The organism is Shewanella acanthi (assembly GCF_019457475.1).
In the GTDB taxonomy this organism is placed as follows: Bacteria; Pseudomonadota; Gammaproteobacteria; order Enterobacterales; family Shewanellaceae; genus Shewanella; species Shewanella acanthi.
This window is the reverse complement of the sequence record NZ_CP080413.1, coordinates 2,641,716-2,667,335: the sequence shown is the minus strand read 5'-3', so window position 1 is coordinate 2,667,335 and position 25,620 is coordinate 2,641,716. Positions and strand designations below refer to the sequence as shown.

General features: G+C 48.9%; 21 protein-coding genes. 15 read left to right on the top strand and 6 right to left on the bottom strand.

Annotated features, from left to right (window positions below; all coding sequences use genetic code 11):
• Positions 1-350: 350 nt before the first annotated feature.
• The 10 genes from K0H61_RS11640 (at position 351) to K0H61_RS11595 (ending at position 12,967) form a co-directional block, all read left to right on the top strand.
• Positions 351-1,541, top strand: a complete 1,191-nt coding sequence (locus K0H61_RS11640) for a thiolase family protein (RefSeq protein ID WP_220049436.1) — start codon at positions 351-353, stop codon at positions 1,539-1,541.
• 302 nt (positions 1,542-1,843) lie between these two features.
• The gene (locus K0H61_RS11635) at positions 1,844-3,343 is read left to right on the top strand and encodes a CoA-acylating methylmalonate-semialdehyde dehydrogenase (RefSeq protein WP_220049435.1); all 1,500 of its coding nucleotides are present in this window, start codon (positions 1,844-1,846) and stop codon (positions 3,341-3,343) included.
• A gap of 195 nt (positions 3,344-3,538) precedes the next feature.
• A complete protein-coding gene (locus K0H61_RS11630) occupies positions 3,539-4,696 on the top strand; it encodes an acyl-CoA dehydrogenase family protein (RefSeq protein ID WP_220049433.1) in 1,158 nt (385 codons plus the stop codon).
• 53 nt (positions 4,697-4,749) lie between these two features.
• Entirely contained in the window at positions 4,750-5,523 is a 774-nt protein-coding gene (locus K0H61_RS11625; protein WP_220049432.1) for an enoyl-CoA hydratase, read from the top strand.
• Entirely contained in the window at positions 5,523-6,701 is a 1,179-nt protein-coding gene (locus tag K0H61_RS11620) for an enoyl-CoA hydratase/isomerase family protein (protein ID WP_220049430.1), read from the top strand. Before K0H61_RS11625 ends, K0H61_RS11620 begins: the two co-directional genes overlap by 1 nt.
• A gap of 115 nt (positions 6,702-6,816) precedes the next feature.
• On the top strand, positions 6,817-7,719 hold the full coding sequence (gene mmsB / locus K0H61_RS11615; protein ID WP_220049428.1) for a 3-hydroxyisobutyrate dehydrogenase: 903 nt from the start codon (positions 6,817-6,819) through the stop codon (positions 7,717-7,719).
• Between the two features lie 19 nt (positions 7,720-7,738).
• Positions 7,739-8,497: an SDR family oxidoreductase gene (locus K0H61_RS11610; protein WP_220049427.1), complete on the top strand. Its 759-nt coding sequence runs from the start codon at positions 7,739-7,741 to the stop codon at positions 8,495-8,497.
• Positions 8,498-8,729: 232 nt separating this feature from the next.
• Complete coding sequence (locus K0H61_RS11605; RefSeq protein ID WP_220049426.1) at positions 8,730-8,972, top strand: hypothetical protein; 243 nt, start codon at positions 8,730-8,732, stop codon at positions 8,970-8,972.
• A gap of 61 nt (positions 8,973-9,033) precedes the next feature.
• Complete coding sequence (locus tag K0H61_RS11600; protein ID WP_220049425.1) at positions 9,034-11,070, top strand: S9 family peptidase; 2,037 nt, start codon at positions 9,034-9,036, stop codon at positions 11,068-11,070.
• Between the two features lie 304 nt (positions 11,071-11,374).
• Positions 11,375-12,967 (top strand): ABC-F family ATPase, encoded by a 1,593-nt coding sequence (locus K0H61_RS11595; RefSeq protein ID WP_220049423.1) that lies wholly within the window; start codon positions 11,375-11,377, stop codon positions 12,965-12,967.
• Positions 12,968-13,054: 87 nt separating this feature from the next.
• Here the strand turns inward: K0H61_RS11595 and K0H61_RS11590 are convergent, their stop codons facing one another.
• The gene (locus K0H61_RS11590) at positions 13,055-13,585 is read right to left on the bottom strand and encodes a lipocalin family protein (protein WP_220049422.1); all 531 of its coding nucleotides are present in this window, start codon (positions 13,583-13,585) and stop codon (positions 13,055-13,057) included.
• A gap of 44 nt (positions 13,586-13,629) precedes the next feature.
• A complete protein-coding gene (locus K0H61_RS11585) occupies positions 13,630-14,532 on the bottom strand; it encodes a DMT family transporter (RefSeq protein ID WP_220049420.1) in 903 nt (300 codons plus the stop codon).
• Positions 14,533-15,058: 526 nt separating this feature from the next.
• Here K0H61_RS11585 and K0H61_RS11580 point away from each other — a divergent pair.
• From K0H61_RS11580 to K0H61_RS11560, 5 genes are all read left to right on the top strand, one after another.
• Entirely contained in the window at positions 15,059-15,406 is a 348-nt protein-coding gene (locus K0H61_RS11580) for a hypothetical protein (protein ID WP_220052672.1), read from the top strand.
• A 182-nt stretch (positions 15,407-15,588) separates the two neighbouring features.
• Positions 15,589-16,500: an HlyD family secretion protein gene (locus tag K0H61_RS11575; protein ID WP_434086620.1), complete on the top strand. Its 912-nt coding sequence runs from the start codon at positions 15,589-15,591 to the stop codon at positions 16,498-16,500.
• Positions 16,501-16,567: 67 nt separating this feature from the next.
• Entirely contained in the window at positions 16,568-17,533 is a 966-nt protein-coding gene (locus K0H61_RS11570) for an ABC transporter ATP-binding protein (RefSeq protein WP_220049416.1), read from the top strand.
• The gene (locus tag K0H61_RS11565; RefSeq protein WP_220049415.1) at positions 17,523-18,644 is read left to right on the top strand and encodes an ABC transporter permease; all 1,122 of its coding nucleotides are present in this window, start codon (positions 17,523-17,525) and stop codon (positions 18,642-18,644) included. The genes K0H61_RS11570 and K0H61_RS11565 overlap by 11 nt, the downstream gene beginning before the upstream one ends.
• 123 nt (positions 18,645-18,767) lie before the next feature.
• Positions 18,768-20,054, top strand: a complete 1,287-nt coding sequence (locus K0H61_RS11560; RefSeq protein ID WP_220049413.1) for an acetyl-CoA hydrolase/transferase family protein — start codon at positions 18,768-18,770, stop codon at positions 20,052-20,054.
• Positions 20,055-20,147: 93 nt separating this feature from the next.
• Here K0H61_RS11560 and K0H61_RS11555 read toward each other — a convergent pair whose 3' ends face one another.
• From K0H61_RS11555 to K0H61_RS11540, 4 genes are all read right to left on the bottom strand, one after another.
• Positions 20,148-21,713, bottom strand: a complete 1,566-nt coding sequence (locus K0H61_RS11555; protein WP_220049411.1) for a S8 family serine peptidase — start codon at positions 21,711-21,713, stop codon at positions 20,148-20,150.
• A 460-nt stretch (positions 21,714-22,173) separates the two neighbouring features.
• Positions 22,174-23,742, bottom strand: a complete 1,569-nt coding sequence (locus K0H61_RS11550) for a S8 family serine peptidase (protein WP_220049409.1) — start codon at positions 23,740-23,742, stop codon at positions 22,174-22,176.
• Positions 23,743-24,237: 495 nt separating this feature from the next.
• Positions 24,238-24,789, bottom strand: coding sequence for a DUF1415 domain-containing protein (locus K0H61_RS11545; RefSeq protein ID WP_220049408.1), 552 nt, complete (start codon positions 24,787-24,789; stop codon positions 24,238-24,240).
• Between the two features lie 33 nt (positions 24,790-24,822).
• Positions 24,823-25,416, bottom strand: a complete 594-nt coding sequence (locus K0H61_RS11540; RefSeq protein ID WP_220049406.1) for a LysE family translocator — start codon at positions 25,414-25,416, stop codon at positions 24,823-24,825.
• Positions 25,417-25,620 lie beyond the last annotated feature (204 nt).

Here is a 25,620-nt window from a genome sequence, read left to right as displayed (position 1 = left end):
GGGGTAGGAGGTCTGTGTTTCGCTTTTTTGTACGACCCTAGACAATGCGTGGTACAGCTATTGCGCAATCATAAGACATTAAGTGTTTAGGTAATTACTTTTACGATAGCGCCTTCGCTGCCTACAGTTTATTCGCCCTAAAGCATCCTTTTCATCGCAATGCTTTTTGTTATTAATTTTTAACCCATCCTTAGCTGTAAATCCTGACTGACAATTTTCTTAACAGAAATTCGACATATTAGACCAATGAACACTTGCTTTACGTTCGCGTAAACGTCAGAGTGGTTCTATTGAGATTATTTCCCGCCGCTGGCGCCATTTTCGCCGTGGCATATTTGCTTGGAGTTTCCATGAGTACACAACAATTACCTCAAGATGTCGTTATCGTTGCAGCTAAACGCACCCCTATGGGGGGGTTTCAAGGTAGCCTTTCAGCGGTAACCACACCGACGTTAGCGGCCACGGCCATTAAGGCGCTGTTAGCCGATACTAAACTGGCGGGTGATAAGGTGGATGAGGTGCTGATGGGCTGCGTACTGCCAGCGGGTCTGGGGCAAGCGCCGGCTCGTCAAGCGACTCTAGGCGCGGGTTTACCGCTGTCTGTTGGCGCGACAACAGTGAACAAAGTGTGTGGCTCAGGCATGAAAACCGTGATGCTGGCCCACGATTTAATCAAGGCTGGTAGCGCGAATATTGTCATTGCAGGCGGTATGGAAAGCATGAGCCAAGCACCGTATTTGTTAGATAAAGCGCGCTCTGGCATGCGCATGGGCCATGGCAAAGTCATGGATCACATGTTCCTAGATGGTTTAGAAGATGCCTACACCGGCGGCGCGATGGGTACTTTCGCCCAGAAGACCGCCGATGATTTTGGCTTAAGTCGCGAGCAAATGGATGCTTTCGCCTTAAGTTCATTAGAAAAAGCCAATGCGGCAATTAACTCGGGTGCCTTTAAAGCGGAAATCGTGCCTGTGACCGTAAGTTCTCGCCAAGGCGATATGCTGATTGATACCGACGAGCAGCCAGGTAATGCTCGCCCTGAAAAAATCCCTACACTGCGCCCAGCTTTTGCCAAAGACGGCACTATCACTGCCGCTAACTCAAGCTCAATTTCGGACGGCGCGGCGGCGCTGATGCTGACCACTCGAGCCGAGGCCGAGCGTTTAGGTTTAGCTGTGATGGCCACCATTAAAGGCCACACCACCCACGCTCAGGAGCCTGCGTTATTCACTACTGCACCTGTTGGCGCGATGGCAAATTTACTGGGTAAAGTGGGTTGGTCAAAGGATGATGTGGACCTATTCGAAATCAACGAAGCCTTCGCTATGGTGACTATGTTGGCGGTGTCTGAGTTAGGTCTGGATATGGCGAAGGTTAACGTCAATGGCGGCGCCTGCGCCCTAGGTCACCCCATTGGTTGCTCTGGCGCCCGTCTGCTTGTGACCTTAATCCATGCACTGAAAGCGCGCGGTCTAAAACGCGGCGTTGCGTCACTGTGTATCGGTGGCGGTGAAGCAACGGCGATGGCAATCGAGCTGTAATGTATCCAGCGTTAACTGGCCTCGCTATGTCGAGAGTGACTGTATCGTACTGACGTACCAACTAAATTGAGTCAAGCCAGTTAACGCTAACTGAAAGAAACAAAAGCTAATTCAACAAGACACATACTCAATAAGGCCAAGCTGGCAGGGGCAACACTCCCAAAGAGGACGCCTAAAACTGCACCCCAATCTCTGAGTGAACCAGAGTATCTGAGTACTCAAAAGTACCAGAGTGCAATAAACCAGAGTGCAACAAAACAAATGCACCGCCAGCAAGGTCAAAAATAGAAAAGGATTGCAAAATGACCACACAAGTTAAGCATTTTATCGATGGTGAGTTTATTACAGGCTCGGGCAGTAACCAGATTGTGGTGACTAACCCTGCCAATAACCAAGCTATCGCAACCATCAACTGCGCGACTTCTGAAGAAGTGCACGCGGCGATTGCCAGCGCCAAAGAAGCCTTCAAAACCTGGCGTGAAGTGCCAGTATCAGAGCGTGCGCGCGTGATGCTCCGCTACCAACATTTGCTTAAAGAACACCACTATGAGCTGGCGACAATCCTTGCCAAGGAAACCGGTAAAACCTTCGAAGACGCTAAGGGCGACGTCTGGCGCGGCATCGAAGTGGCCGAACACGCATGTAATATTGCATCACTGTTGATGGGCGAAACCGTTGAAAACGTGGCCCGTTCAATCGATACCTACAGCTACACTCAGCCGCTTGGCGTATGTGCCGGTATTACCCCATTTAACTTCCCAGCGATGATCCCGCTGTGGATGTTCCCACTGGCGATTGCCTGCGGTAACACCTTTATTTTAAAACCATCAGAGCAGGATCCAATGACGCCGCAGCGTCTGGTTGAACTCTTTATGGAAGCTGGCGCGCCGCGCGGCGTGCTGCAATTAGTCCATGGCGATAAAACCGCAGTGGATATTCTGCTGGCAGACCATGCTATTAAGGCCATTTCCTTCGTGGGTTCTGTGGCCGTGGGTCAATATATCTATAAGACAGGTACCGATAACTTAAAACGCGTACAGGCCTTTGCCGGTGCGAAAAACCACTGCGTGATCATGCCTGATGCTAACAAGCAGCAAGTGATCAACAACCTGGTTGGTGCTTCTGTCGGCGCGGCGGGTCAACGCTGTATGGCCATCTCGGTTGCCGTGTTTGTTGGCGCGGCTAAAGAGTGGATCCCAGAGCTTAAAGAAGCCCTAGCCAAAGTGCGCCCAGGTCTTTGGGATGATAAAGACGCGGGCTACGGCCCATTGATCAGCCCAGCCGCCAAGGCGCGCGTGTTGAAACTAATTGCCCAAGGTAAGGATGAGGGCGCTGAGTGTCTGCTCGATGGTAGCGACTTTACTGTGCCAGGTTTTGAGTCGGGTAACTGGGTCGGCCCAACCATGTTCACTAACGTGACCACGGACATGAGCATTTACAAGGAAGAAATCTTTGGCCCTGTGCTGTGCTGCATGGAATCTGATTCATTAGAAGATGCCATCGCATTAGTTAACGCCAGCCCATACGGTAACGGCACCTCAATCTTTACCGCCAGTGGCGCCGCTGCACGTAAATATCAACACGAAATCGAAGTTGGCCAAGTGGGTATTAACGTGCCAATTCCTGTGCCATTACCGTTCTTCTCATTTACGGGTTGGAAGGGCAGCTTCTACGGCGACCAACACGCCTATGGTAAGCAAGCTGTGCGTTTCTATACTGAAACAAAAACCATTACTTCTCGCTGGTTCGAGTCGGACATCGCGGTCGCCGCAGGTCCGAACATGAGTATTAACCTACGCTAAGGTGTTGTTTAACAACCACATCAGAGTTTTAGCGTAAAGTTACTCATAAAAGTTACTCATATCAGCTTATCATCGGCGCCACTAGTGCGCCGATGATAAATAAACTGTTTATCAACTCATTGTTTTAACTTTTGTTTTGATCGTGAGAAATGACCAGAGAGTCATAGGAGAGCGCTATGGCTTTAGGAGAACAACATGGATTTTAATTTCAACGAAGACCAACGCCAATTTGCCACACTGGCGCACCAGTTTGCCGCAGATGAATTAGCCCCAAACGCTGCCAAGTGGGATGAAGAACACCATTTCCCAAAGGATGTGATCCAAAAAGCTGGTGAGCTCGGTTTTTGCTCACTCTATTCGCCCGAGTCTGAAGGCGGCATGGGGCTATCGCGCCTCGATGCATCGATTATTTTTGAAGAGCTAGCTAAGGGCTGCACCGCGACAACTGCGATGCTGACCATTCACAATATGGCGACATGGATGGTGACCACTTGGGGTACTCAAACCCTTCGCCAAGCGTGGTCTGAAGCCTTAACCACGGGCCGCATGTTAGCTTCTTACTGCTTAACAGAGCCGGGCGCGGGCTCGGACGCGGCATCACTGCAGACCAAAGCGGTTCGCGTGGGTGATGAGTATGTGATTTCCGGCTCGAAAATGTTTATCTCTGGCGCGGGTGCAACCGAGCTATTGGTTGTGATGTGTCGCACGGGCGGCGCTGGTCCTAAGGGCATTTCTGCCATTGCAATTCCCGCCGATAGCCAAGGCATTATCTACGGCAAGGCCGAAGATAAAATGGGCTGGAATGCCCAGCCGACACGTCTTGTGACGTTCGACAATGTGCGTGTGCCCGTTGCTAACCTGCTGGGTGAAGAAGGCCAAGGCTTTACCTTCGCCATGAAAGGCTTAGACGGCGGTCGCATCAATATCGCCACTTGCTCCGTAGGCACGGCGCAGGCGGCACTTGAGCGTGCGACCCAATATATGAATGAGCGACAACAATTTGGTAAGCCGTTAGCAGCCTTCCAAGCACTGCAATTTAAACTGGCGGATATGGCAACTGAACTGGTTGCTGCCCGTCAAATGGTGCGATTAGCGGCCTTTAAACTCGATAGTGGCGATCCAGAAGCCACGGCATATTGTGCCATGGCAAAACGTTTTGCCACCGATGTGGGTTTCCAAGTGTGTGACGCAGCGCTGCAAATTCACGGTGGTTACGGTTATATCCGCGAATATCCACTGGAGCGTCATTTCCGCGATGTGCGTGTACACCAAATTCTTGAGGGCACTAACGAAATCATGCGTCTCATTATTGCCCGTCGTTTACTCGATGAAAACGCAGGAGAAATCCTCTAATCCACCTCAAAAATGCGCTATGGTTTAGACGGTAAAGAATGGAGTCCACAGGAATGGAATATTTAATCGAACGTATCGAAGGTCACACCGCGATTGTGACCATGAACAACCCGCCGGCCAATACTTGGACGGCCGAGAGCCTAAAGGCACTCAAGGCTAAGGTGCTTGAACTTAACGCTAACAAAGACATCTATGCGCTGGTCTTAACCGGTGAAGGTAATAAGTTTTTCTCTGCGGGCGCGGACCTTAAACTGTTTGCCGACGGCGACAAAGGTAACGCGGCGAGCATGGCCAAATACTTTGGCGAGGCCTTTGAAACCTTAAGTCAGTTCCGCGGCGTGTCTATCGCGGCGATTAATGGTTACGCCATGGGTGGCGGTTTAGAAGTGGCGCTGGCCTGCGATCTGCGAATTGCCGAAAGCCAAGCTGTGATGGCACTGCCTGAGGCCACAGTGGGCCTGCTTCCCTGCGCGGGCGGCACCCAAAACCTCACTGCATTAGTGGGCGAGGGCTGGGCAAAACGGATGATCCTCTGCGGCGAGCGCGTGACTGCGGATAAAGCGCTGAGCATTGGTTTAGTCGAAGAAGTGGTGGAATCCGGTACTGCCTTAAGTGCTGCAATTGCGCTGGCGGCCAAGGTGGCAAACCAAAGCCCAAGCAGTGTGACGGCCTGTAAGACGCTTATCCAAGCGGGACGTCAAATGCCGCGAAGCCTTGCATTACCGATTGAGCGCGAACTCTTTGTGGGCCTATTTGATACCGAAGATCAGGCCGAAGGCGTGAATGCGTTCTTAGAGAAACGAAAAGCACAGTGGAAGAATGGCTAATGACCAATCACCTCGAAACAAGTCATATCGAATCAAGTCAAATTGATCCAAATGTAACGAGTACAGCAACCCCTAAAGTGGTGTTTCAAACCTTAGCCACTGCATCGGGAAAATTTGTCGGTATCGCGACCCTCAATGTAGAAAAGGCACTTAATGCCCTCGATCTTGATATGGTTCGCGCCTTATCCGTGCAGCTGAGTGCTTGGAAAAAGGATTCGAAAATTGCCTGCTTAGTACTAGATGGCAGCGGTGAGAAAGCCTTTTGTGCCGGTGGCGATGTACGCGCACTTTACCATGCCTCTGTCGCTGCGAAGGGCGAAGTCACTGAAGTGGCTAAGGTGTTCTTCGAAGAAGAATATCGCCTAGATTATTTGCTGCACACCTTCGGAAAACCCGTCTTGGTGTGGGGAGATGGCATAGTGATGGGCGGCGGCCTTGGCCTGATGGCGGGCGCGAGTCACAAAGTGGTGACTGAGTCATCACGGATTGCCATGCCTGAGGTCACTATCGGCCTGTACCCCGATGTGGGTGGCAGTTATTTCCTTAATCGTATGCCGGGCAAAATGGGACTGTTCTTAGGGTTAACCGCCTATCAAATGAACGCCGCAGATGCTCGCTATGTGGGACTTGCCGATCATTACCTGAATCGCGATGACAAAGAGCTGATGTTTGATGCCATGGCGACCCTCGATTGGAGTGATTCGCCCGCGCTTAACCATCAACGCCTCGATGGCATGATCAACGAGCTATCAAACCGCGTGCAAATCCCGAAGGGCGAGAGCCTACTTGCCGAAAATCAAGAGCTTATCGATAAGCTGATGGCGGGAAGTCTTGAGGATATCGTTGCGCGTATGCAACACCTCGATACTACGGAAAAGTGGCTTTTAAAGGCGCGCGATACCCTACTAGCAGGCAGTCCTATCAGCTGGCACTTAGTTTACCGTCAGGCGCAGCTGGGCACTAAATTTAACTTAGCCGATTGCTTTAAGTGGGAGTTAACGCTGAGCACCAACACCTGCGCTTCTGGGGATTTTTGCGAGGGTGTACGCGCCTTACTTATCGACAAGGACAGACAGCCAAAATGGCAATTTGCCGATGTAAAATCGGTACCAGACGCTCTGGTGGAACAACTATTGACCTCGCCTTGGGAAGAACATCCACTGCATACCCTGGCATAGGCTAAGCTCCAAAGCCATGCATTTAGCCAAGCAAGATTGAAGCTGAGGTCGTGTCCGAATTCACTATGAATGAATTAGGACGCGGCGCAAAACAAAGGATTATGGGAGTTGTGGCATGAGTACAGTAGCATTTATTGGTTTAGGTAATATGGGCGGCCCTATGGCGGCCAATCTGATAAAAGCAGGCATGACGGTACGGGTATTTGACCTCGTGCCAGCAGCGGTGCAATCGTTAGTCGATCAAGGCGCCATCGCGGCGAGTACTGCCTGCGGCGCAGCGGCGGGCGCAAATGTGGTAATTACTATGCTGCCTGCAGGCAAGCATGTTAAAAACCTCTACTTAGGTACAGAGACAGACAAAGGCCTGCTCGAGGTGGTTGCGGGCGATACCTTACTTATCGATTGCTCAACGATTGATGCACAAAGTGCACAATTAGTGGCGGCAGAAGCGGCCAAGAGCGGTATTGAGTTTATGGATGCGCCGGTATCTGGCGGCACAGCGGGTGCGGCTGCGGGCACGTTGACCTTTATCTGCGGCGGCTCGGATGGCGCCTTTGCCAAGGCACAAACCGTGCTCAATGCCATGGGGAAAAACATTTTTCACGCGGGCGCTGCGGGTGCGGGCCAAGTTGCCAAAATCTGCAATAACATGCTGTTATCTGTGCTGATGGTTGGCACTTCAGAAGCGCTGCAAATGGGTATCGACCACGGTTTAGATCCCAAAGTGTTGTCCGACATTATGAAAGTCAGCAGTGGCGGTAATTGGACATTAGAAAAGTACAATCCTTGCCCAGGCGTGATGGAGAATGTGCCTTCTTCTAAGGACTATCAGGGCGGCTTTATGGTAGATTTGATGGTCAAAGACCTCGGTCTATCACAGGAAGCGGCGTTATTGAGCAATTCCAGCACCCCAATGGGCGCACTCGCCCGCAGCTTGTATGTCAACCATGCCAGACAGGGCAATGGTCGCCGGGATTTCTCCAGCATTTTTGAACAATTTGCACCACTTAAAAAATAGATAAACAAGGGATACCCAGATGGATTTAAAAGATAAGGTTGTCGTCATTACTGGCGGCGCGGGTGGTTTAGGTCTAGCCATGGCGCAAAACTTTGCCGAGGCGGGCGCAAGATTAGCCCTTATCGATGTGGACCAAGAAAAATTGGAGCGCGCCTGCGCCGATCTGGGAAGCACCACAGAAGTGCAAGGTTATGCTTTAGATATTACCGACGAAGAAGATGTAGTGGCTGGTTTTGCCTATATTCTGGAAGACTTTGGTCAAGTCAACGTGTTGGTGAACAACGCGGGGATTTTACGCGATGGCATGCTGCTTAAGGCGAAGGAAGGCAAAGTCACCGACCGTATGTCCTATGAGCAATTCCAATCGGTGATCAATGTTAACCTGACGGGCAGTTTCCTCTGTGGCCGTGAAGCAGCAGCGGCGATGATCGAATCCGGTCAACCTGGTGTTATCGTTAATATCTCGAGCCTAGCTAAAGCGGGTAACGTAGGTCAGTCTAACTACGCGGCCTCAAAAGCCGGTGTGGCGGCCATGTCAGTGGGCTGGGCGAAGGAATTGGCGCGTTACAACATTCGTAGCGCGGCGGTTGCACCCGGCGTCATTGCCACCGAAATGACGGCGGCGATGAAGCCAGAAGCCTTAGAGCGTCTTGAGAGGTTAGTGCCGGTGGGCCGTTTAGGTCAGGCGGAAGAAATCGCTTCTACGGTGCGTTTTATTATCGAGAATGACTATGTAAATGGTCGGGTGTTTGAAGTGGACGGCGGTATTCGCCTGTAACTCACTTTGTTTATGATGTTAAAAGCCGAGCATAGCTCGGTTTTTTATTTTGCAAAGTAAGTTTATGGTGTGCTTTTATGCTGCGTTAATAGTGATGACTGGTGAGATATTCATACCTACACAAGACGGTATTAATGTTGACATTTGATCCGTATCCTTCAACAATCCCCCTCCACTTTGTTTACATCTTTGCTAGCAGGACTGGCGTTTTCGTGATGGGGTAGTTGACGAAATGTCTTGGAAGGAAAAAGCCCTTTGGCTTGAAAAAATCACAAAACGCATGTTGTTAACCGTTGGCGTTCTTGGTGTAGTAGTCATTTATGGCGGCTTCTTTTTCCTCATGGTGAGTGGTCGTTCAGTTGCGTTAATCCCTTGGTTTTTCTTATTATCCCCTTGGATTTGTATTTATTTTGGTCTAAGTCAAACTCAACAGATTAAAGTGCTCCATTGGTTTGTTAAAAAAGTAAAAAAATAACAGAGCCAAAATGCACCCACAGGGGAAATGGGTAGGGTAGATTCACCAATTTGGGGAAATAATGGAGTTGAGAGGTTATTTTTTACATGCGCTACCGATGGTTCTGTTGCTCATCGGTGGTTGTATGCCCGCACAGACTGATGACTCGTTCTCACATGGTAACGAGGTGCAAGTTGCGCCCTACGGAAGCTGGCAATCCCCACTCTCAGCGACCGACGTATTTGAACAGGTTGATGAAATCGACGATTTGCAAAGCATCGGTAATGCTATTTATTTCTCCGAGGTCAGTGGTAGTGCTCAGGGTAAAGTTGGCATTAAGCGCCTGATAGAAAGAAATATTGTCACTCAAGTAGTGTCCCCTGAGTTTAATGTTAAATCCAGAGTACATGAATATGGTGGCGCCGCTTTTTTAGGCTTGGGCAAGAGCCTGTTTGTAACGAAAAAACAGGACCAACTGTTTTACCGTATTGCGCCAAATCAGGAACCTTTCCCTTTGACACCCAATGGCACTCGTCACGCCGATTGTGTGCCTTTCAGTCGCGGTTCGCGGATTATCTGTGTTCGTGAAGATCATCGTGTTGGAGCAGAACCCAAGGCCAGTTTAGTGGCGCTAAATCTCAATTATGCTGGCGAAGGAGAGACCTTGGTCTCGGGGCACGATTTTATTTCAACGCCAGTGATTTCCCCCGATAATGCCCAATTAGCGTGGGTGACTTGGGAACACCCTTATATGCCTTGGGATAATAGTGTCCTTTGGTTAGGCGACTTAGATAGAAAGGGGCAATTGAGCAATATTCGGCGTATTAATACTCCAAAGGATTCATCTGTTACCCAGCCGCTATTTAGCCCCGACGGTAAATTGTACGTGATCTCCGACCTAAATAATTGGTGGAATATCTATCGAGTATCGGCTAAAGGGCAATTACAACGTGTACTGACTAAAAATGCCGATTTTGCCGCTCCCGATTGGCGATTGGGTAATCATAACTACGCCTTTGAAGACGCGAATACTGTGATCGCCAGTTACATTCAAGGCAGTCAAGCTGCACTGGTACGAGTCCGTTTAGATACGGGGATTACCGAATCCCTAGCTGTGGATTTTGCTGAAATTTATCAAGTGGTTAAAGGTGGTGATGGCGTGTATTTTATTGGCGCCAAGTCAACCCCTGAAAAGGGCATTTATCGTGTTGTAGGTCGAGGCACTGAGCTAGTCTATGCCCCTGCACTAGTAAAACTCGACCCCAATTATATTTCGCGTTCGCGTTCAATCGCCTTTGCCACAGGTAAGAACGAGCAGGCTTACGGTTACTACTACGAACCCCATAACCCCAATTATGTGCCTCTCCACGATACACGGCCACCACTTATCGTGATGATCCACGGCGGTCCAACGGCGCGGGCAAGCCGTGCCTATCGCAGTGAGGTGCAATATTGGACTACCCGTGGTTTTGCAGTACTCGATTTAAACTTCCGTGGCAGCAGCGGTTTTGGCCGTGCCTATCGCCAAAGTCTCTATGGCAAATGGGGCGAGAGTGACGTAGAAGATGCGGTTAATGCGGCGAAATACTTAGTCACAAAGGGCTGGGTTGACGCAAATAAACTCGCTATCCGTGGTGTCAGTGCCGCGGGGTTAACCGTCATGTCATCTTTGGCGTTTTATGATGTCTTTCATGCGGGAGTCAGTTATGAAGGGATCAGTGATTTTGAGCAGCTCGCCAAGGGGACCCATAAGTTTGAATCGGGCTATCTTGAACAATTGGTCGGTCCATACCCTGAAAATAAAGCCAGATATCGGCAGTTATCTCCCCTTAATCACCTCGATGGTCTTAATGAACCCTTATTGATTTTTCAAAGCCTTCGAAACTCCATCGTGCCAGCCGCTCAATCGCAACTAATTTATGAGGCGCTTAAAGAGAAGGGCGTACCTACAGCGTACATTACCTATGGTGATGAAAATAATGGGGGAAGAACCCCAACCCAAAAGGCATTGGGGCTTGAAACTGAACTTGTTTTCTATGGCAAAATCTTTAAGTTTACCCCTGCGGGAGAACTGCCCAAACTAACGTTGGATAACGAACCTGTGCTGGGTTCAAAGTAGTTTTTCCAATTAGAAAAATAAGCATTTTTTAGGCAATACAGGATTAAAGTTCTAACTGGGTATTTTTTATGAACATTAAAATTGCAGCCTATAGTTAGCGCGATAATCAGTGTAAACAGCAGAGTTAGTCATTGATTCAATGGCTTACTTTAGGCCTTTTTAGTTGATAATTTAGCCCAAACTGCTATAGTGCCACGTTTATTTTTACCCCCTCAGGTTTGACATATTGGTGTCAGCAAATAGGTTTATACTTAGTTGCGTTTGCTAAGACGTCGGCCCACCTAACTCGATTTGGAAGTTCATTTTGATCACTACAGCGAATATCACCATGCAGTTTGGCTCTAAGCCACTGTTTGAAAACATCTCAGTCAAATTCGGCGGCGGTAACCGTTACGGTCTTATCGGTGCGAACGGCTGCGGTAAATCAACCTTCATGAAGATCCTTTGCGGTGATCTAGAGCCGAGCAGCGGTAACGTATCCTTAGACGTCAACGAGCGTTTGGGTAAGTTAAGCCAGAACCAATTCGGTTATGAGGAATTCACCCTCATCGATACCGTTATCATGGGCCACCGTGAACTGTGGAAAGTAAAACAAGAGCGTGACCGTATTTATTCTCTGCCTGAAATGAGCGAAGAAGACGGCATTGCCGTGGCAAACCTTGAGATGGAATTTGCCGAAATGGACGGTTACACCGCCGAATCCCGTGCCGGTGAACTGCTGCTCGGTGTGGGTATTGGTATTGAAAGCCATTTTGGTCTGATGTCTGAAATCGCTCCAGGTTTAAAACTGCGTGTGTTATTGGCGCAAGCCCTGTTCTCAGACCCAGATGTACTGCTGCTCGACGAACCAACGAACAACTTGGACATCGACACTATCCGTTGGTTACAGGACGTTCTGAACCAACGTGACAGCACCATGATTATCATTTCGCACGACCGTTACTTCTTAAACTCAGTCTGTACCCATATGGCGGACTTAGACTACGGTGAACTGCGCGTTTATCCTGGTAACTACGACGAATACATGCAAGCAGCGACCCAAGCCCGTGAGCGTCTGCTGGCCGACAACGCTAAGAAGAAAGCCCAGATTTCTGAGCTACAAACCTTCGTTGCGCGCTTCTCTGCGAACGCCTCTAAGGCAAAACAAGCGACTTCTCGCGCCCGTCAAATCGATAAAATTAAGCTGGAAGAAGTTAAGGCCTCTAGCCGCGTTAACCCATTCATTCGTTTCGATCAGGAAAAGAAACTGTTCCGTAATGCATTAGTGGTTGAGAACCTGGCGAAAGGTTATGACACGCCGCTGTTTAAAGACTTAAACCTGATTGTAGAAGTGGGCGAGCGCATCGCCATCCTAGGCGAGAACGGTGTGGGTAAAACGACCTTGCTGCGTACCTTGATCCATGATATTCCACAGGATGAAGGCCATATCCAATGGTCTGAAAACAGCAATATCGGTTACTACGCCCAGGATCATGAGTCAGATTTTGCTAACGACATGACTCTCTTCGAGTGGATGAGCCAATGGCGTAAACCGGAGGATGACGACCAAGCGGTTCGCGGTATTTTAGGCCGTATGCTGTTTAGCGCCGACGACATTAAAAAGTCTGTCAAAGTGCTGTCGGGTGGTGAAAAGGGGCGTATGTTATTTGGTAAGCTCATCATGCAAAAACCAAATATCCTGATGCTCGACGAACCAACCAACCACATGGATATGGAATCGATCGAATCATTAAACAACGCGCTGGAAAAATACGAAGGCACTTTACTGTTTGTGAGTCACGACCGCGCATTCGTATCGTCACTGGCGAACCGTATTCTTGAAATCACGCCAAACGGTGTAAATGACTTCAAGGGCACCTACGATGAGTTCCTAGCAAGCAAAGGTATCGAAGGTTAATTTTGACCCTAATTGCTAACAAAAACACCGCTCAATGAGCGGTGTTTTTGTTTTCGGCGTTTGTCTTGGTGTTATTTGGGTAGAGGGTTATTGCTTTACCTCGGCTTTTTGCTCGACATAAATCAAGTTGTCAGTATCAAAGCCTCGTGCGCTCGCCATCTCGACAAATTGCTTAATCACCTCAGGGGATAACGTCGGCGTTCTTGCCAGAAGCCATAGATAATCTGTATCAGGCCCTGAGACAAAGGCATATTGATAGGCTTGTTTGTCGAGGCCAAAGACCACATAGGCGCCATAAAATGGCCCAAAGAAGGAGACTTTTAAGTAGGCTTCGTCAGCTCCATTGACAAAATAAGCTTTACCTTCGGCCTCTTTCCATTTTTGTTTGGCGGCATTGTAGCCACGATTAATCACTTTAACACCGCCATCAGGCTTAAGACTGTATTCGGCAGTCACTTGGGATAATCCACGCTCAAAGGAGTGATCTAATCTAGCAATTTCATACCATTGACCTAAATATCGATTTAGCTCAAAGTCCTTAACGGGTTCGACATTGTCGGGGAGTCCTGTACACCCCTGCAGGATTAATGCACTCATGATCAGGAGGAATTTTTTCAAGTGATACTCCTTTTAAATAAACGAACTTCCCATTTCCCTATAAATCAATTATGGCAAACTGAGGAGGCTTTAGTGCATTTTGAGTTATGTCGCTGGCTTAAAAAGCCTTGCGCTATACCTGCAAAGATAATTAATGCGACGCCAGTAAGTTGAATCATGCTTAATACCTCACCAAAAAGTGACCATGCCAGCACTACGACCACCACAGGCTCAATATAGGAAAGGGTGCCATAGGTGACAGATGGCAATTGCCTTAAGGCTTTTACCGCAAACAAAATCGCTAAAAATCCAGGAAAAAAACCAATCGCTAACAGCCAGCCAAATTGCTCGGCGCTTGGCAGCGATGGTGATTGCAATACGAGTGGCAATAGGCACAGAGCACCGACACTGAGCTGTACCAGCGTACTTTGATAGGGTGAACTGGCGCTGGGTTTACGGTTAATCAGGATAAATCCGCTATAGGTGAAGAGCGCCAGCATGGCATAGAAATAACCCCGCAGTTCTGACTCATATATTGTTTGGCTCGATGTCATCGGCAGCATCAACACAAAGCCTATCATCGCAATCACCACCCCAGTCACATTGAGGCGATTAAGCTTCTCGCCATAGACAAAATGGGCAAACACGGCCGACACCAAGGGGGCTAGATAGATAATCATGATCACATTCGCCATTTGGGTGTATTGAATAGCCTCGATATAAAAGGCCATAAAACCCGAAAGCATGGCACCATTAATTAAGGTTCGTTTACTGGGTTTATGCCAAATTTCGCGGCCTTTGCCGGTGAAGAGCATAAATGTCATTAAAAATAGTGAGCCCAGCAAAAGACGATAAAAAGTAATTTGTTCGGCAGGTAGGTCGGTAAATCGAGCAAATACACCAATTGTGCCCATCAAGCTAGCAGCAAGTAGCGCCAGCACGATGGCAAATGCGGGGGAGGGATTCATATTGTCCTTAGCGTTTCATTCGTTGGAATCGGTCTTAAATAGCGATTTTGATCCAGATATCGACTGAGAGATAGTGCACAGAAGTCTGACTTCCGAGTAATTTGCCGAGAAATTTTGCCTGATAAACACTCACGATTCCAGCAGGAGTTAACTGGTGATGATGAATTTATTTACAGAGCCTGAAGCGCCTTTTTATTATCTTTCAATCACCAGTTCATTATCTTTCTATTATCGTTAAATCGTTGCGATAACCGATGAAAAAAGGCTTATGGTTTACGGTTGGGATAAAAGTACTGTTATTGATACTAAGTAACTGCGGTATTTTTATGTTTGCTCACTCAGTATGTTAAGGTTATTAATGCGTTATCAGCGCAAAGGATATAGCCTGTGGAGCTGTAAACAGCGTTTTCATCAAATCCATTTGCCAGCCATTTTGCGTCTGACATATGTTGGAATATATACGCCAACATCATACGGACGTACTTAATACTTACGGAGAGTCAGCTTGGCTATTACACAAAATGAAATGGTATCTTGCTTAAATAAGCTGCAATGTCGTAGCAATTTCAGCATCAAAAACATCACCGAATATATGCTTTTTGGCACTAAAGAGGCCATATATCTGCATATCGATGGTAAATCTGCAAATTTAATTATTCGTCCAGCATTTGAAGTGTTTTCAAGTGAGCTTGCAACCATCGCAGGCGTGCATGCTAAATACGATTATTATCATAACGGCGAAATGACCCGCTTTCCTAAACGTTTACACAAGAGCTTGACCGAAACCCACTACGGCCTTGCCTTCAGCTTTGATTCTGTCGATGCAGTGCAACAGTTTATCAGTCGCTTAAGTGCCATCGTAAAAGGGGAATAGCACAAGATGGCCGATCTTTTATTGGAGTCGATTTAAGTTATTAGCGTTAATCAAGGGCGAGTAGCGTGCCACCATGGCGTGCTATCCAAGGAGTTTCCATGACAGGACATCGAGTGGCAAATAGGCGCGTAATGTATAGATTATTTGGCTTATTTCTCAGCGGCGTATTCTTAGGTAGTTTAATGCTACTGTTGCAGGGCTGTAGCGATGATTCGTCTCGGGTGTATGGAACCGTTGAGCGCGATAGATTAACCCTCAGCGCCCCCGTTGGTGAGCTTATTTCAACGATCTATGTGGTTGAGGGGCAAAGGGTGGCCGCGGGAGCCGTCTTGCTCGAACTCGATAGCACCTCAGCCAAGGTGCGCCTTGCGATGCGTCAAGCCGAGTATAAGCAGGCGCAGGCAAAGCTTGCCGAGGCAGTAACAGGTTCACGTGCTGAAGACATAGATAAAGCCCGCGCGGCCCTCAATGGCGCCAATGCCAGTGTTAAAGAGGCGCAGAATAATTTTGAGCGCACACGGCAATTATTTGTCACTAAGGTGCTCAGCCAAGCGGATTTAGATGCGGCTCGCGCGGCGCGCGATACCAGTCTTGCCAAGCAGGCCGAAGCGGAGCAGAGCTTAAGGCTGTTACAAAACGGCACCCGAAGTGAGCAAGTTGAACAGGCTAAAGCCGCGGTGGACATTGCATTGGCCGCCGTGGCCTTGGAACAAAAAGCCATCCAGGATTTAACACTGGTGGCTGCCCGCGAAGCCGTAGTCGACACCCTACCTTGGCGTGAAGGTGACAGAGTCGCCGCTGGCACGCAATTACTCGGCCTATTGGCAACGGATAATCCCTATGTGCGGGTATATTTACCTGCGACTTGGCTGAGCAGTGTAAAGGTAGGTTCCCATGTCAATATTCTGGTCGATGGCCGAGCTAAAGCGATTGCCGGAACCATACGCAATATTCACAGTCAGCCGGCCTATACGCCGTTTTATGCGCTAAATGAGCGTGACCGCTCAAGGCTGATGTACCTGACGGATATTACTCTTTCCGAGGAGGGACAGGATTTACCGACGGGGATGGCGCTGGAAGTACAGTTGCCATGAACGGCCAATTAGCCCTCAGGGATGCGTTTGCTAGGAGTAGAGGAGCGGGGATGAGTAGGGATTGGACATGAGCCAAAAGTATGCCATCGAAACCCAAGGCATGACCCGCGCCTTTGGCGGCGTGAATGCGGTCGAAAACCTCGACTTAGCCATCCCGAAGGGGACGATCTATGGCTTTCTTGGCCCTAATGGCTGCGGCAAATCCACCTCTATTCGCATGCTGACAGGGCTTTTGAGCCCAACTTCGGGGCATATTCGCGTGTTAGGGGAAACCCTGCCGGGCGGCGAGGAGAAACTTAGGCGCCGCATCGGTTATATGACCCAAAAATTTTCCCTCTATGAGAACCTCTCGGTACGGGAAAATCTCGAGTTTGTCGCGCAAATCTATGGTCTTAATCGAATAGAGACTAAAATTCGCTTATCTGAATTACTGGAGTTATACGATTTAGCGAAGCGTGAGAAGCAAATGGCGGGTTCCATGAGTGGCGGTCAGCGCCAGCGGTTGGCATTAGCCGCAGCAACCTTGCATAAGCCCGAGTTACTCTTCCTCGATGAGCCCACCTCGGCGGTCGACCCTGAGAATCGCCGCGAGTTTTGGGAGCGATTATTCGACCTCTGTGCACAAGGCACCACGATTTTAGTCTCGACCCACTATATGGATGAGGCTGAGCGCTGCCATAGCCTAGCGATTCTAGAACGGGGAATTAAACGCGCCGATGGCTCGCCACAGCAACTTATGGCGGCGATGGGCGCTTGGGTGGTTGAAGTCAGCGGCAGCTCCCTTCGCGCGTTGAAACAATCCTTATTAATGGATGATGCCGTGTTATCGGCGGCGCAAATAGGCAGTCGATTAAGGGTGTTAGTGCGACAGGAGATTAGTGAGCCGCTGGATTGGTTAGCGCCTAGGGTTGCTGGTAGGTCAATGGAAATGGTGCGTCCAAGCCTTGAGGATGTGTTTGTCACGTGCACTGGGGAGCGGGCGTTGCCGAGCGGTATTGGCAACAATCGGCAGGAGGGCGGCCATGTGGCTTAGGATTTTCGCTATCCTTATCAAGGAGCTTAGGCAGCTATCTCGGGATCGTATGACCTTTGGCATGATAGTGATGATCCCGCTGGTGCAGCTCATGCTGTTTGGTTATGCCATCAATACCGACGCGCGCCACTTGCCCGCAGGTCTGGTGAATTTAGCAGATTCCAGCTATAGCCGTGCGCTCATTAAGGCGGTTGAAGAGACTCAAGTAGTGGATTTTAAAAAGACCTATTATAGCGCCAGTGAAGCCGAAGATGCCATCACTCGGGGCGAGGTGAAGGCCGTGCTATACCTTGGCAAAGATTTGGATGAGCGCATTATCCGTCACCCGAGTTTTGTCGGCCCTAGCTACCTCAGCGAACCCGTTGGTCAGTGGTTGGTGGATGGCTCAGATACGGTTGTGGCCTCGACGATAAAGGGGCTTCGGCAGATGCCGCTGGATGAAGTGGCGGGCAGGGAAGTTAAAGCCAGTACGCCCACCTTTGAGGTGGTGCTGTATTTCAACCCAGAGCAGCGATCCGTTATCAATATCGTGCCAGGGCTATTGGGGGTTATCCTGACCATGACCATGGTCATGTTCACTTCGGCCGCGATTGTGCGTGAGCGTGAACAGGGCAATATGGAGTTTTTAATCACGACGCCGGTAAGGCCACTTGAGTTGATGTTGGGCAAAATAACCCCCTATGTATTAGTGGGTTTTATCCAATTAAGCATTATTTTGACCGCGGGGCATTTTTTGTTTGGCGTGCCCATTCGCGGCGGTATTGATTCTATCGCACTCGCTGCCATGCTGTTTATCTGCGCCAGTCTTACCTTAGGGCTCGTCATTTCCACCATTGCTAAAACCCAGTTGCAGTCGATGCAGATGACAGTATTTATTCTGCTGCCCTCAATCTTACTCTCAGGATTTATGTTTCCCTATGAGGCCATGCCCGTCGCGGCGCAGTGGATTGCCGAGGCGCTGCCGGCAACCCATTTTATGCGGATGTCCCGTGCTATTGTGCTTAGGGAAGCCGAAGTGATGGATTTACAGTTTGACGCCCTGTGGCTGGTCGCGTTCACCATTATTGGATTATTAGTCGCAAGTCTAAGATTCTCTAAGCGTTTGGATTAGCTTGATAGGCTTTTTATGTTCAGTAAAAGTGCCATTAGCTGATTAAAATCAAATCATTGGCAGGTTAAATCCCGTAGGCTGATGGTGTGAGAAGTGCATGCTTAAATTGCAGAGGAAAGGTAAATGCCAGCGATAAGATGTCAAACCGCGCTCGATGCGGTGTCCCTAATCCAAAGTGGGGAGACCCTTTGGACTCACTCCATGGGGGCAACGCCACGTATTTTGCTTGATGCTTTAGCCGTACATGCCCGTAATCTTGAAAATCTCACCCTACTGCAACTCCACACCGAAGGCGCCGAATCCCTAAGTCATCCTGATTTAATTGGCCATTTGCGCCATCGCTGTTTTTTTGGCGGTGTGCCGACAAGGCCATTATTACAACGGGGCGAGGCGGATTATGTGCCGATTTTCCTCTCCGAAGTGCCTAAGCTATTTCGCTCCGGCGAGCAAAAAATTGATACAGCAATAATCCAAGTCTCACCGCCGGATAAACACGGTATGTGCTCACTGGGGATTTCCGTAGAGGCAACGCTGGCGGCCTGTCAGGTGGCGGGTAGGATCATTGCCCATATTAATCCGCAGATGCCCCGTACCCACGGCGATGGTTTTTTACATATTGACCGCTTCGCCGCCATTTATGAACAGAGCGTGGGTTTACCAATCCATTCATTTTCAACGGGAGATGAGGTGAGCCTTGCGATTGGGCGGCACGTCGCAACGTTAGTGCGCGATGGAGATTGTTTGCAGATGGGAATTGGCGCAATACCCGATGCGGTGCTGTCGTGCTTAACCGAGCATCACGATTTAGGTGTGCATACCGAGCTGTTTTCCGACGGGATTTTGCAGCTGGTGGAAAAGGGCGTCATCAACAACAGCAAAAAACACTTTTATCCAGGCAAGTTAGTCACAGGCTTTGCATTAGGGAGCCAAAAGCTTTACGACTTTGTGGATGATAATCCTAATGTAATTTTTATGGACATCGAGCGGGTGAATGACACTGCCATTATCCGCAAGAACCCCAACGTGATGGCGATAAACTCGGCGCTGCAGGTCGATTTATCGGGTCAGGTTTGCGCCGATTCCATCGGCACTCAAATCTATTCCGGCGTGGGTGGGCAGATGGATTTTATCCGTGGCGCGGAATTATCCGAGGGCGGCCGTGCTGTTATTGCCCTGCCAAGTACCGCAGCTGGTGGGCGGATTTCCCGTATCAGCGCCGTGTTATCCCCTGGGGCGGGGGTGGTGACTACCCGTGCCCATGTGCACTTTATTGTGACCGAATACGGGATTGCGAATCTTAAGGGGCGCTCGCTAAGGGAGAGGGCGCAGGCCTTGATTGACATCGCTCACCCCGATTTTCGTGGGCAGCTTCGCCGTGAAGCACAGGACGTTTGGGGGCTGAGTTGGTGAACTGTTTAGTGCACAGGAGTGAGTCCCCAATAAAAAACCAGCCCTAGGGCTGGTTTTTACTGTATATCGAGCGCTTAACTAAACGGTAAGAGCTTATTTACCTGAGCAGCCGTAGGTAGTGAGGTAGACATCGGCAGCCTTGGCATTCACGATACCATAGCCAAATTTGTCGTCTTTACCCGCAGCCCCAGCATCCATTGCCGTGGCTTTAAGCGCATTACGAATTTGCGTACCAGTACATTGGCTGTGATTCGACCAAACTAGCGCGGCCATTCCTGATACCGCAGGGGTCGCCATTGAGGTGCCGCTCATAAAGCCATAGTCTGCAGCTTCAATCGCCACCGACGCGTTAGCCGCAGCGACTAATGCCGCTCTGTCTTCCAACGCTGCGCCAACCGCAGGAATACTGGTTTGGTTAGTATCACCTAAGGTGGCGTAGAGCATACCAGAGACGTTGTTGATGATGATCGCACCGACACCACCTGAGTTTTCACAGTTAAGCACTTTGTCGTGGAAGGAAATCACGCCACGGTCAATCACACACACTTTACCATTGGCGCCAGCATCCACAGTTTGTGCTGTGCCCATAAAGTAAGTGTTACCCGAGGCTACACCCGCGTTTTCCATCGAGGAGGTGGCAAAGTTTGTGTTATCGGCGGTGAGGGTCGCCACTGTTGCCATGCCTGCGGGGTAGGTTGATAGGGTATCAACACCGCCTGCGGTGACTTCAACACAGATGCCATCATCGCTAGTGGCCTTTTTACCGCGACCCGTCACGCAGGTTGGGTATTGTGAGAAGTCGGCAATTTGATTATTGGCATCGTTAGCACCAATCATCATTACCGATGGATATCCCGCTGGGTAAGAACGCACAGAATTACCATCATTACCGGCTGCCGCCACCACTAAACCACCCGCAGCGGTAAAGTTATCGAAGGCGGTTTTTTCCGTGATGCTTGACGCGCCGCCACCTAAGCTCATGCTGATAATTTTGGCGCCCGCATTGCTACATTTGTTTGCCGCAGCGGCGAGGGTTGACGAGTAACCCCAGCCGGCAGCATTGAATACTTTGATGATGTGCATTGGTACGCCTGGCGCCATACCAATAACGCCGACGTTGTTATCTTTAGCGCCAATGGTACCCGCTACGTGGGTGCCGTGTGGACCACCATTTTGGAACCAATTGCCTGTGCCAGGATCATTATCGCCGGTGATATTGTTCCATTCAAAGTCAGGGTTAGAATTGTCTAAACCTGAGTCGATGATACAAACTTTCATGCCAGCGTTTGGGTTGAAGCTGACTTGGTTGGCCTTAGATTGATAAACGGCGTAGGGCGTGACTTGCTGCGTCATTGGATTGCCAGCATCGTCATTAAATATTGCCATTGGGTAACGGCGCACATCTTCTTCAATCAGAGTGATATGAGGGTTGTTAAGTAAGCCTTTTACTTGGGCTAAGTCCTTGCCCGAGAAAGTAGCAGCAAAGAATTCGTCACCTTCGACTTGAATTTCTCCGCCGAGTTTTTTCGCCAGTGCTTTAACAACGCCCTTATGATCGGGGTCTACTTGAATAACATAACGATTGTCGTCCGCATGGGCCTGTGAAATGGCACCAACGGATAAGGCCATGACTGCACTCGCTATTTTGTTTAACTTCATGTTTTGCTCCAATTGTTATCTGGGTTGAATGCCCTAAGTGACATTGGGTGTCTACTGCACCTTAGTTTGTCGCTGGCTTCTGCCAAAGGTCCTTAGGTGATTTCAAGCTAACACAGGAAAAAAACCTTAACAAATGATTAACAATGGTAGCAATTTGTAACCTTTACGCTTTGTAAATAAAAGATTACAAATCTAACGGGTATTTCCCATTATGAATCTACAGCTGTGTATAAAATTCAATTAGATAAAACAGATTGTTGTTCCATAAAATATTTTTTAGCACATGAAGTATGTTACCGCTTGATAAAAGGTTTTATCGTTTAGGGATTGAATTTTTAATTTGATTAAATTGCGAACTACTAAGTTTAAGGGAATTACCCAAGTACTCAGTCTGGGGGGCTCATAGGCCAAAAAAAACCAGCCGTAGGCTGGTTTTTTTGAGGATAGTGGTGAGGTTAGCTTATTTACCTGAACAGCCATAGGTCGTGAGGTAAGCATCAGCAGCCTTGGCATTGACGATACCATAACCAAACTTCTCATCCTTACCCGCATCGCCCGCATCCATTGCCGTGGCTTTTAAGGCATTACGGATATCAGTGCCGGTACATTCGCTATGGTTAGACCATACCAGCGCGGCAATACCCGATACTGCTGGGGTTGCCATAGAAGTGCCGCTCATATAGCCATAGTCCACAGCTTCAATCGCCACAGTTGCGTTAGCCGCAGCCACTAAGGCGGCTCTGTCTTCCAGCGCTGCGCCAACCGCAGGAATACTGGTTTGGTTAGTATCACCTAAAGTGCCATAAAGCATGCCAGACACGTTATTGATAATGATCGCGCCAACACCACCGGATTTTTCACAGTTCAATACTTTGTCGTGGAAGGAAATCACGCCACGGTCAATCACACACACTTTACCATAGGCGCCAGTATCCACAGCTTGAGCTGTGCCCATAAAGTAAGTGTTACCCGAGCCAGAGCCAGCGTTTTCCATCGAGGAGGTGGCAAAGTTTGTGTTATCGGCGCTGAGGGTTGCCATCGTTGCCATACCTGCTGGGTAAGTAGACAGGGTATTGACGCCACCTGCGGTCACTTCGACGCAGATAGCATCATTTTCGGTCGCTCTTTTACCTTTGCCTGATACACAGCTTGGGAATTGAGAGAAGGCTGCAATGTTATTGTCGGCATCGTTAGCACCAATCATCATCACCGATGGATAACCTGCTGGGTACGAGCGTACGTTATTACCGTCGTTACCGGCAGCTGCCACCACTAAACCGCCGGTTGCGGTGAATGCATTGAAGGCACGTTCTTCAGTTTTGCTGGCGCGGCCACCACCTAAACTCATGCTGATGATGTTGGCACCTGCATCGCTACACTTATTTGCCGCAGCCGCTAAGGTCGAAGAATATCCCCAACCGTCGGCATTGAAGACTTTAACGATATGCATAGGTACGCCTGGCGCCATACCGATAACACCGAAATTGTTATCTAATGCGCCTATTGTGCCTGCTACGTGGGTACCGTGTGGGCCGCCATTTTCGTCCCATTTACCCGTACCGGAATCGTCGTCACCAGTGATATTGATGTCCCAGTTAAAGTCAGGGTTAGAGCGGTCTAAACCTGAATCGATAATACAGACTTTCGTGCCACTGTTTGAATTGAAGGTGACTTGGTCGGCCATAGATTGATAAACCGCATAGGGAGTCACTTGCACAGTAGTTGGATTACCTGCATCGTCACTAAATGCTGCCATTGGATAACGGCGCACATCCTCTTCAATCAGGGTGATATGGGGATTATTGAGTAAGCCTTTCACTTGGGCTAAATCTTTGCCTGTGAAAGTCGCGGCAAAAAATTCATCGCCTTCAACGTTAATTTCGCCGCCCAGTTTTTTCGCTAGCGCCTTTACGACTCCCTTGTGATCTGCGTCGACTTGGATCACATAACGATTGTCATCGGCATGGGCCTGGGCAATAACGCCAATGGATAGTGCCATGACCGCACTCGCAATTTTGCTTAACTTCATGTTTTACTCCAATTGTTGTTTTGAATTATATGCCTAAGGCAGGGAGTCTCTTTGTACTCTTTTCACTCTCGTATTCGCTTTAGTCGTCACGGTTGTAATACCGTAAATCGCCGATGCCAGAGCCCTTAGGAACGCCCAAGCTAACACAGGATATTTTTGCTAACAAATAGGTAACATTTGGCTTTGGTGGCTGAGAGCGTCTTTTGTCAGGAAATGATTACATAAAGACCAAAAATGATGTGCTGATTGACGGCTAAGGCGAGTTATTTCAATTGGATGGCTTTGGGTGTTGTACGGTAAAAATTTTTTATCGCCTATGGCTTTTGTTACGAGAAAAGTGTGGAAAATATAAAAGTAAATAAATTGTGAATGCAGTCCGATGTTCACGCTCAACTACCAAGCAACTCATGTTAAGGATTAGAGCAGTTACGCGAGGTGGTTAATGTCTGTTTTGAATTTAAGAAAGCGAATTAAGCTCGTTTAGATATAGGAAGCTTAATGATTCCCCATACATTCGGCGAGCAGTTTGACAAAAAAGTCACTGCCTTTACGCTCGCAGAAATTGATGTTGCGCTCGGGGATCGTCTCGGGATCATTGTAGTTAGCCAGAGCTAACTCCATGCTGGCTTCACGGATGATATGCAGTGTCGGGTAGGGGGAGCGATTAGTAAAATTGCTCGGTGCATCCTGAGGTTCCCCGTCAAAACAGTAGTCAGGATGGAAGGTTGCCAGCTGGTATATGCCTTCGTAGTCATTGTCGATAAGTTCATCGTTCGCCATATCAACAAGGTCTAGGTAGGGATAAAACCCCTCAAAACCACAGGGCAGGATAAACAGTGTGGTTTCGGCTTCGGGGTGAGTATCTAAGTATTGGCACTCTTCAATGAGTGCCTTAAGGACTTGCTTGACCTTGGTTTGTTCGACCACCAGATAACGAATACTGCCTCTTTCGACCTCACGGCGGGCAAAGGGGCAGATATTGTATTTCATGATCACTTTTTTCACCCAGTTATCGGTTTGTTCAATGATCAGGTCGAGTTCGTTCATTTGGTCTAAGGCTCTGTATCGCTTTGGCAAAAATTAGGGTGCGATCATAGGGATGATAGACGCCACAAGCAAGACTGCCATAGTGATATTGAAGATTTTCTGTTGGCGCTGGTTTTTCAGAATGCGCTTAAGGGCGACTCCAAAACCCAGCCAAACAATGGCGCAGGGAAAGGCCACACACAGAAACACCGAGGCGATGGTGATCACCTGAGGAGTTAAATCCTGCTGCACTGAGGTAAAAGTGGCAATGGCGCCCACAGCCATAATCCAGCCCTTTGGATTCACCCATTGAAATGCCGCAGCCTGTAAAAAGCTAAAGGGTTTCGCAATGGCCTTACCCTCCATTTTGCTACTGCTGTTGGCAATGAGCCAAGACAGGTACAAGAGGTAGGCAATCCCTACCACCTTAATCACTTGGTGGATAATGGGATAGGCTTGGAACACAGTGCTTAGACCAAGGCCAATGGCCAAAATCATGGTTGGGAAACCTAAGCTAATGCCCATCAGGTGGGGAATGCTGCGCTTTACTCCAAAGTTGACTCCAGAGGTCATCAACATAATGTTATTTGGGCCTGGGGTGATCCCCGATGAAAAGGCAAATAAAGCGATAGCGAGTATTAACTCCATAAATCCCAACCTGTTATTGTCGTTCTGTGTTAGTGCTGTTTTGTTTAGCTGGTGAGAGCAGTGTTGTTTGTCGAGACAACAGGCAGAAATCTGCGCTGTGCTTGGCGTGGCATTCTAGCGGTTAAAGATTGCCGCGCCTATATGGTGAATAGGCTTAAGCTGACAAAAAATAATAACAAAATATGTAAGCCGCATCGCCAGCTG

Bases quoted from the DNA above. Each gene is read 5' to 3' on its own strand.
- K0H61_RS11555 (WP_220049411.1), bottom strand. From the start codon at position 21,713: ATGAAGTTAAACAAAATAGCGAGTGCAGTCATGGCCTTATCCGTTGGT.
- K0H61_RS11610 (WP_220049427.1), top strand. From the start codon at position 7,739: ATGGATTTAAAAGATAAGGTTGTCGTCATTACTGGCGGCGCGGGTGGT.
- K0H61_RS11570 (WP_220049416.1), top strand. From the start codon at position 16,568: ATGAGCCAAAAGTATGCCATCGAAACCCAAGGCATGACCCGCGCCTTT.
- K0H61_RS11540 (WP_220049406.1), bottom strand. From the start codon at position 25,416: ATGGAGTTAATACTCGCTATCGCTTTATTTGCCTTTTCATCGGGGATC.
- K0H61_RS11545 (WP_220049408.1), bottom strand. From the start codon at position 24,789: ATGAACGAACTCGACCTGATCATTGAACAAACCGATAACTGGGTGAAA.
- K0H61_RS11580 (WP_220052672.1), top strand. From the start codon at position 15,059: ATGGTATCTTGCTTAAATAAGCTGCAATGTCGTAGCAATTTCAGCATC.
- K0H61_RS11630 (WP_220049433.1), top strand. From the start codon at position 3,539: ATGGATTTTAATTTCAACGAAGACCAACGCCAATTTGCCACACTGGCG.
- K0H61_RS11635 (WP_220049435.1), top strand. From the start codon at position 1,844: ATGACCACACAAGTTAAGCATTTTATCGATGGTGAGTTTATTACAGGC.
- K0H61_RS11565 (WP_220049415.1), top strand. From the start codon at position 17,523: ATGTGGCTTAGGATTTTCGCTATCCTTATCAAGGAGCTTAGGCAGCTA.
- K0H61_RS11550 (WP_220049409.1), bottom strand. From the start codon at position 23,742: ATGAAGTTAAGCAAAATTGCGAGTGCGGTCATGGCACTATCCATTGGC.
- K0H61_RS11625 (WP_220049432.1), top strand. From the start codon at position 4,750: ATGGAATATTTAATCGAACGTATCGAAGGTCACACCGCGATTGTGACC.
- K0H61_RS11640 (WP_220049436.1), top strand. From the start codon at position 351: ATGAGTACACAACAATTACCTCAAGATGTCGTTATCGTTGCAGCTAAA.
- K0H61_RS11620 (WP_220049430.1), top strand. From the start codon at position 5,523: ATGACCAATCACCTCGAAACAAGTCATATCGAATCAAGTCAAATTGAT.
- mmsB (WP_220049428.1), top strand. From the start codon at position 6,817: ATGAGTACAGTAGCATTTATTGGTTTAGGTAATATGGGCGGCCCTATG.
- K0H61_RS11585 (WP_220049420.1), bottom strand. From the start codon at position 14,532: ATGAATCCCTCCCCCGCATTTGCCATCGTGCTGGCGCTACTTGCTGCT.
- K0H61_RS11575 (WP_434086620.1), top strand. From the start codon at position 15,589: ATGCTACTGTTGCAGGGCTGTAGCGATGATTCGTCTCGGGTGTATGGA.
- K0H61_RS11600 (WP_220049425.1), top strand. From the start codon at position 9,034: ATGGAGTTGAGAGGTTATTTTTTACATGCGCTACCGATGGTTCTGTTG.
- K0H61_RS11605 (WP_220049426.1), top strand. From the start codon at position 8,730: ATGTCTTGGAAGGAAAAAGCCCTTTGGCTTGAAAAAATCACAAAACGC.
- K0H61_RS11560 (WP_220049413.1), top strand. From the start codon at position 18,768: ATGCCAGCGATAAGATGTCAAACCGCGCTCGATGCGGTGTCCCTAATC.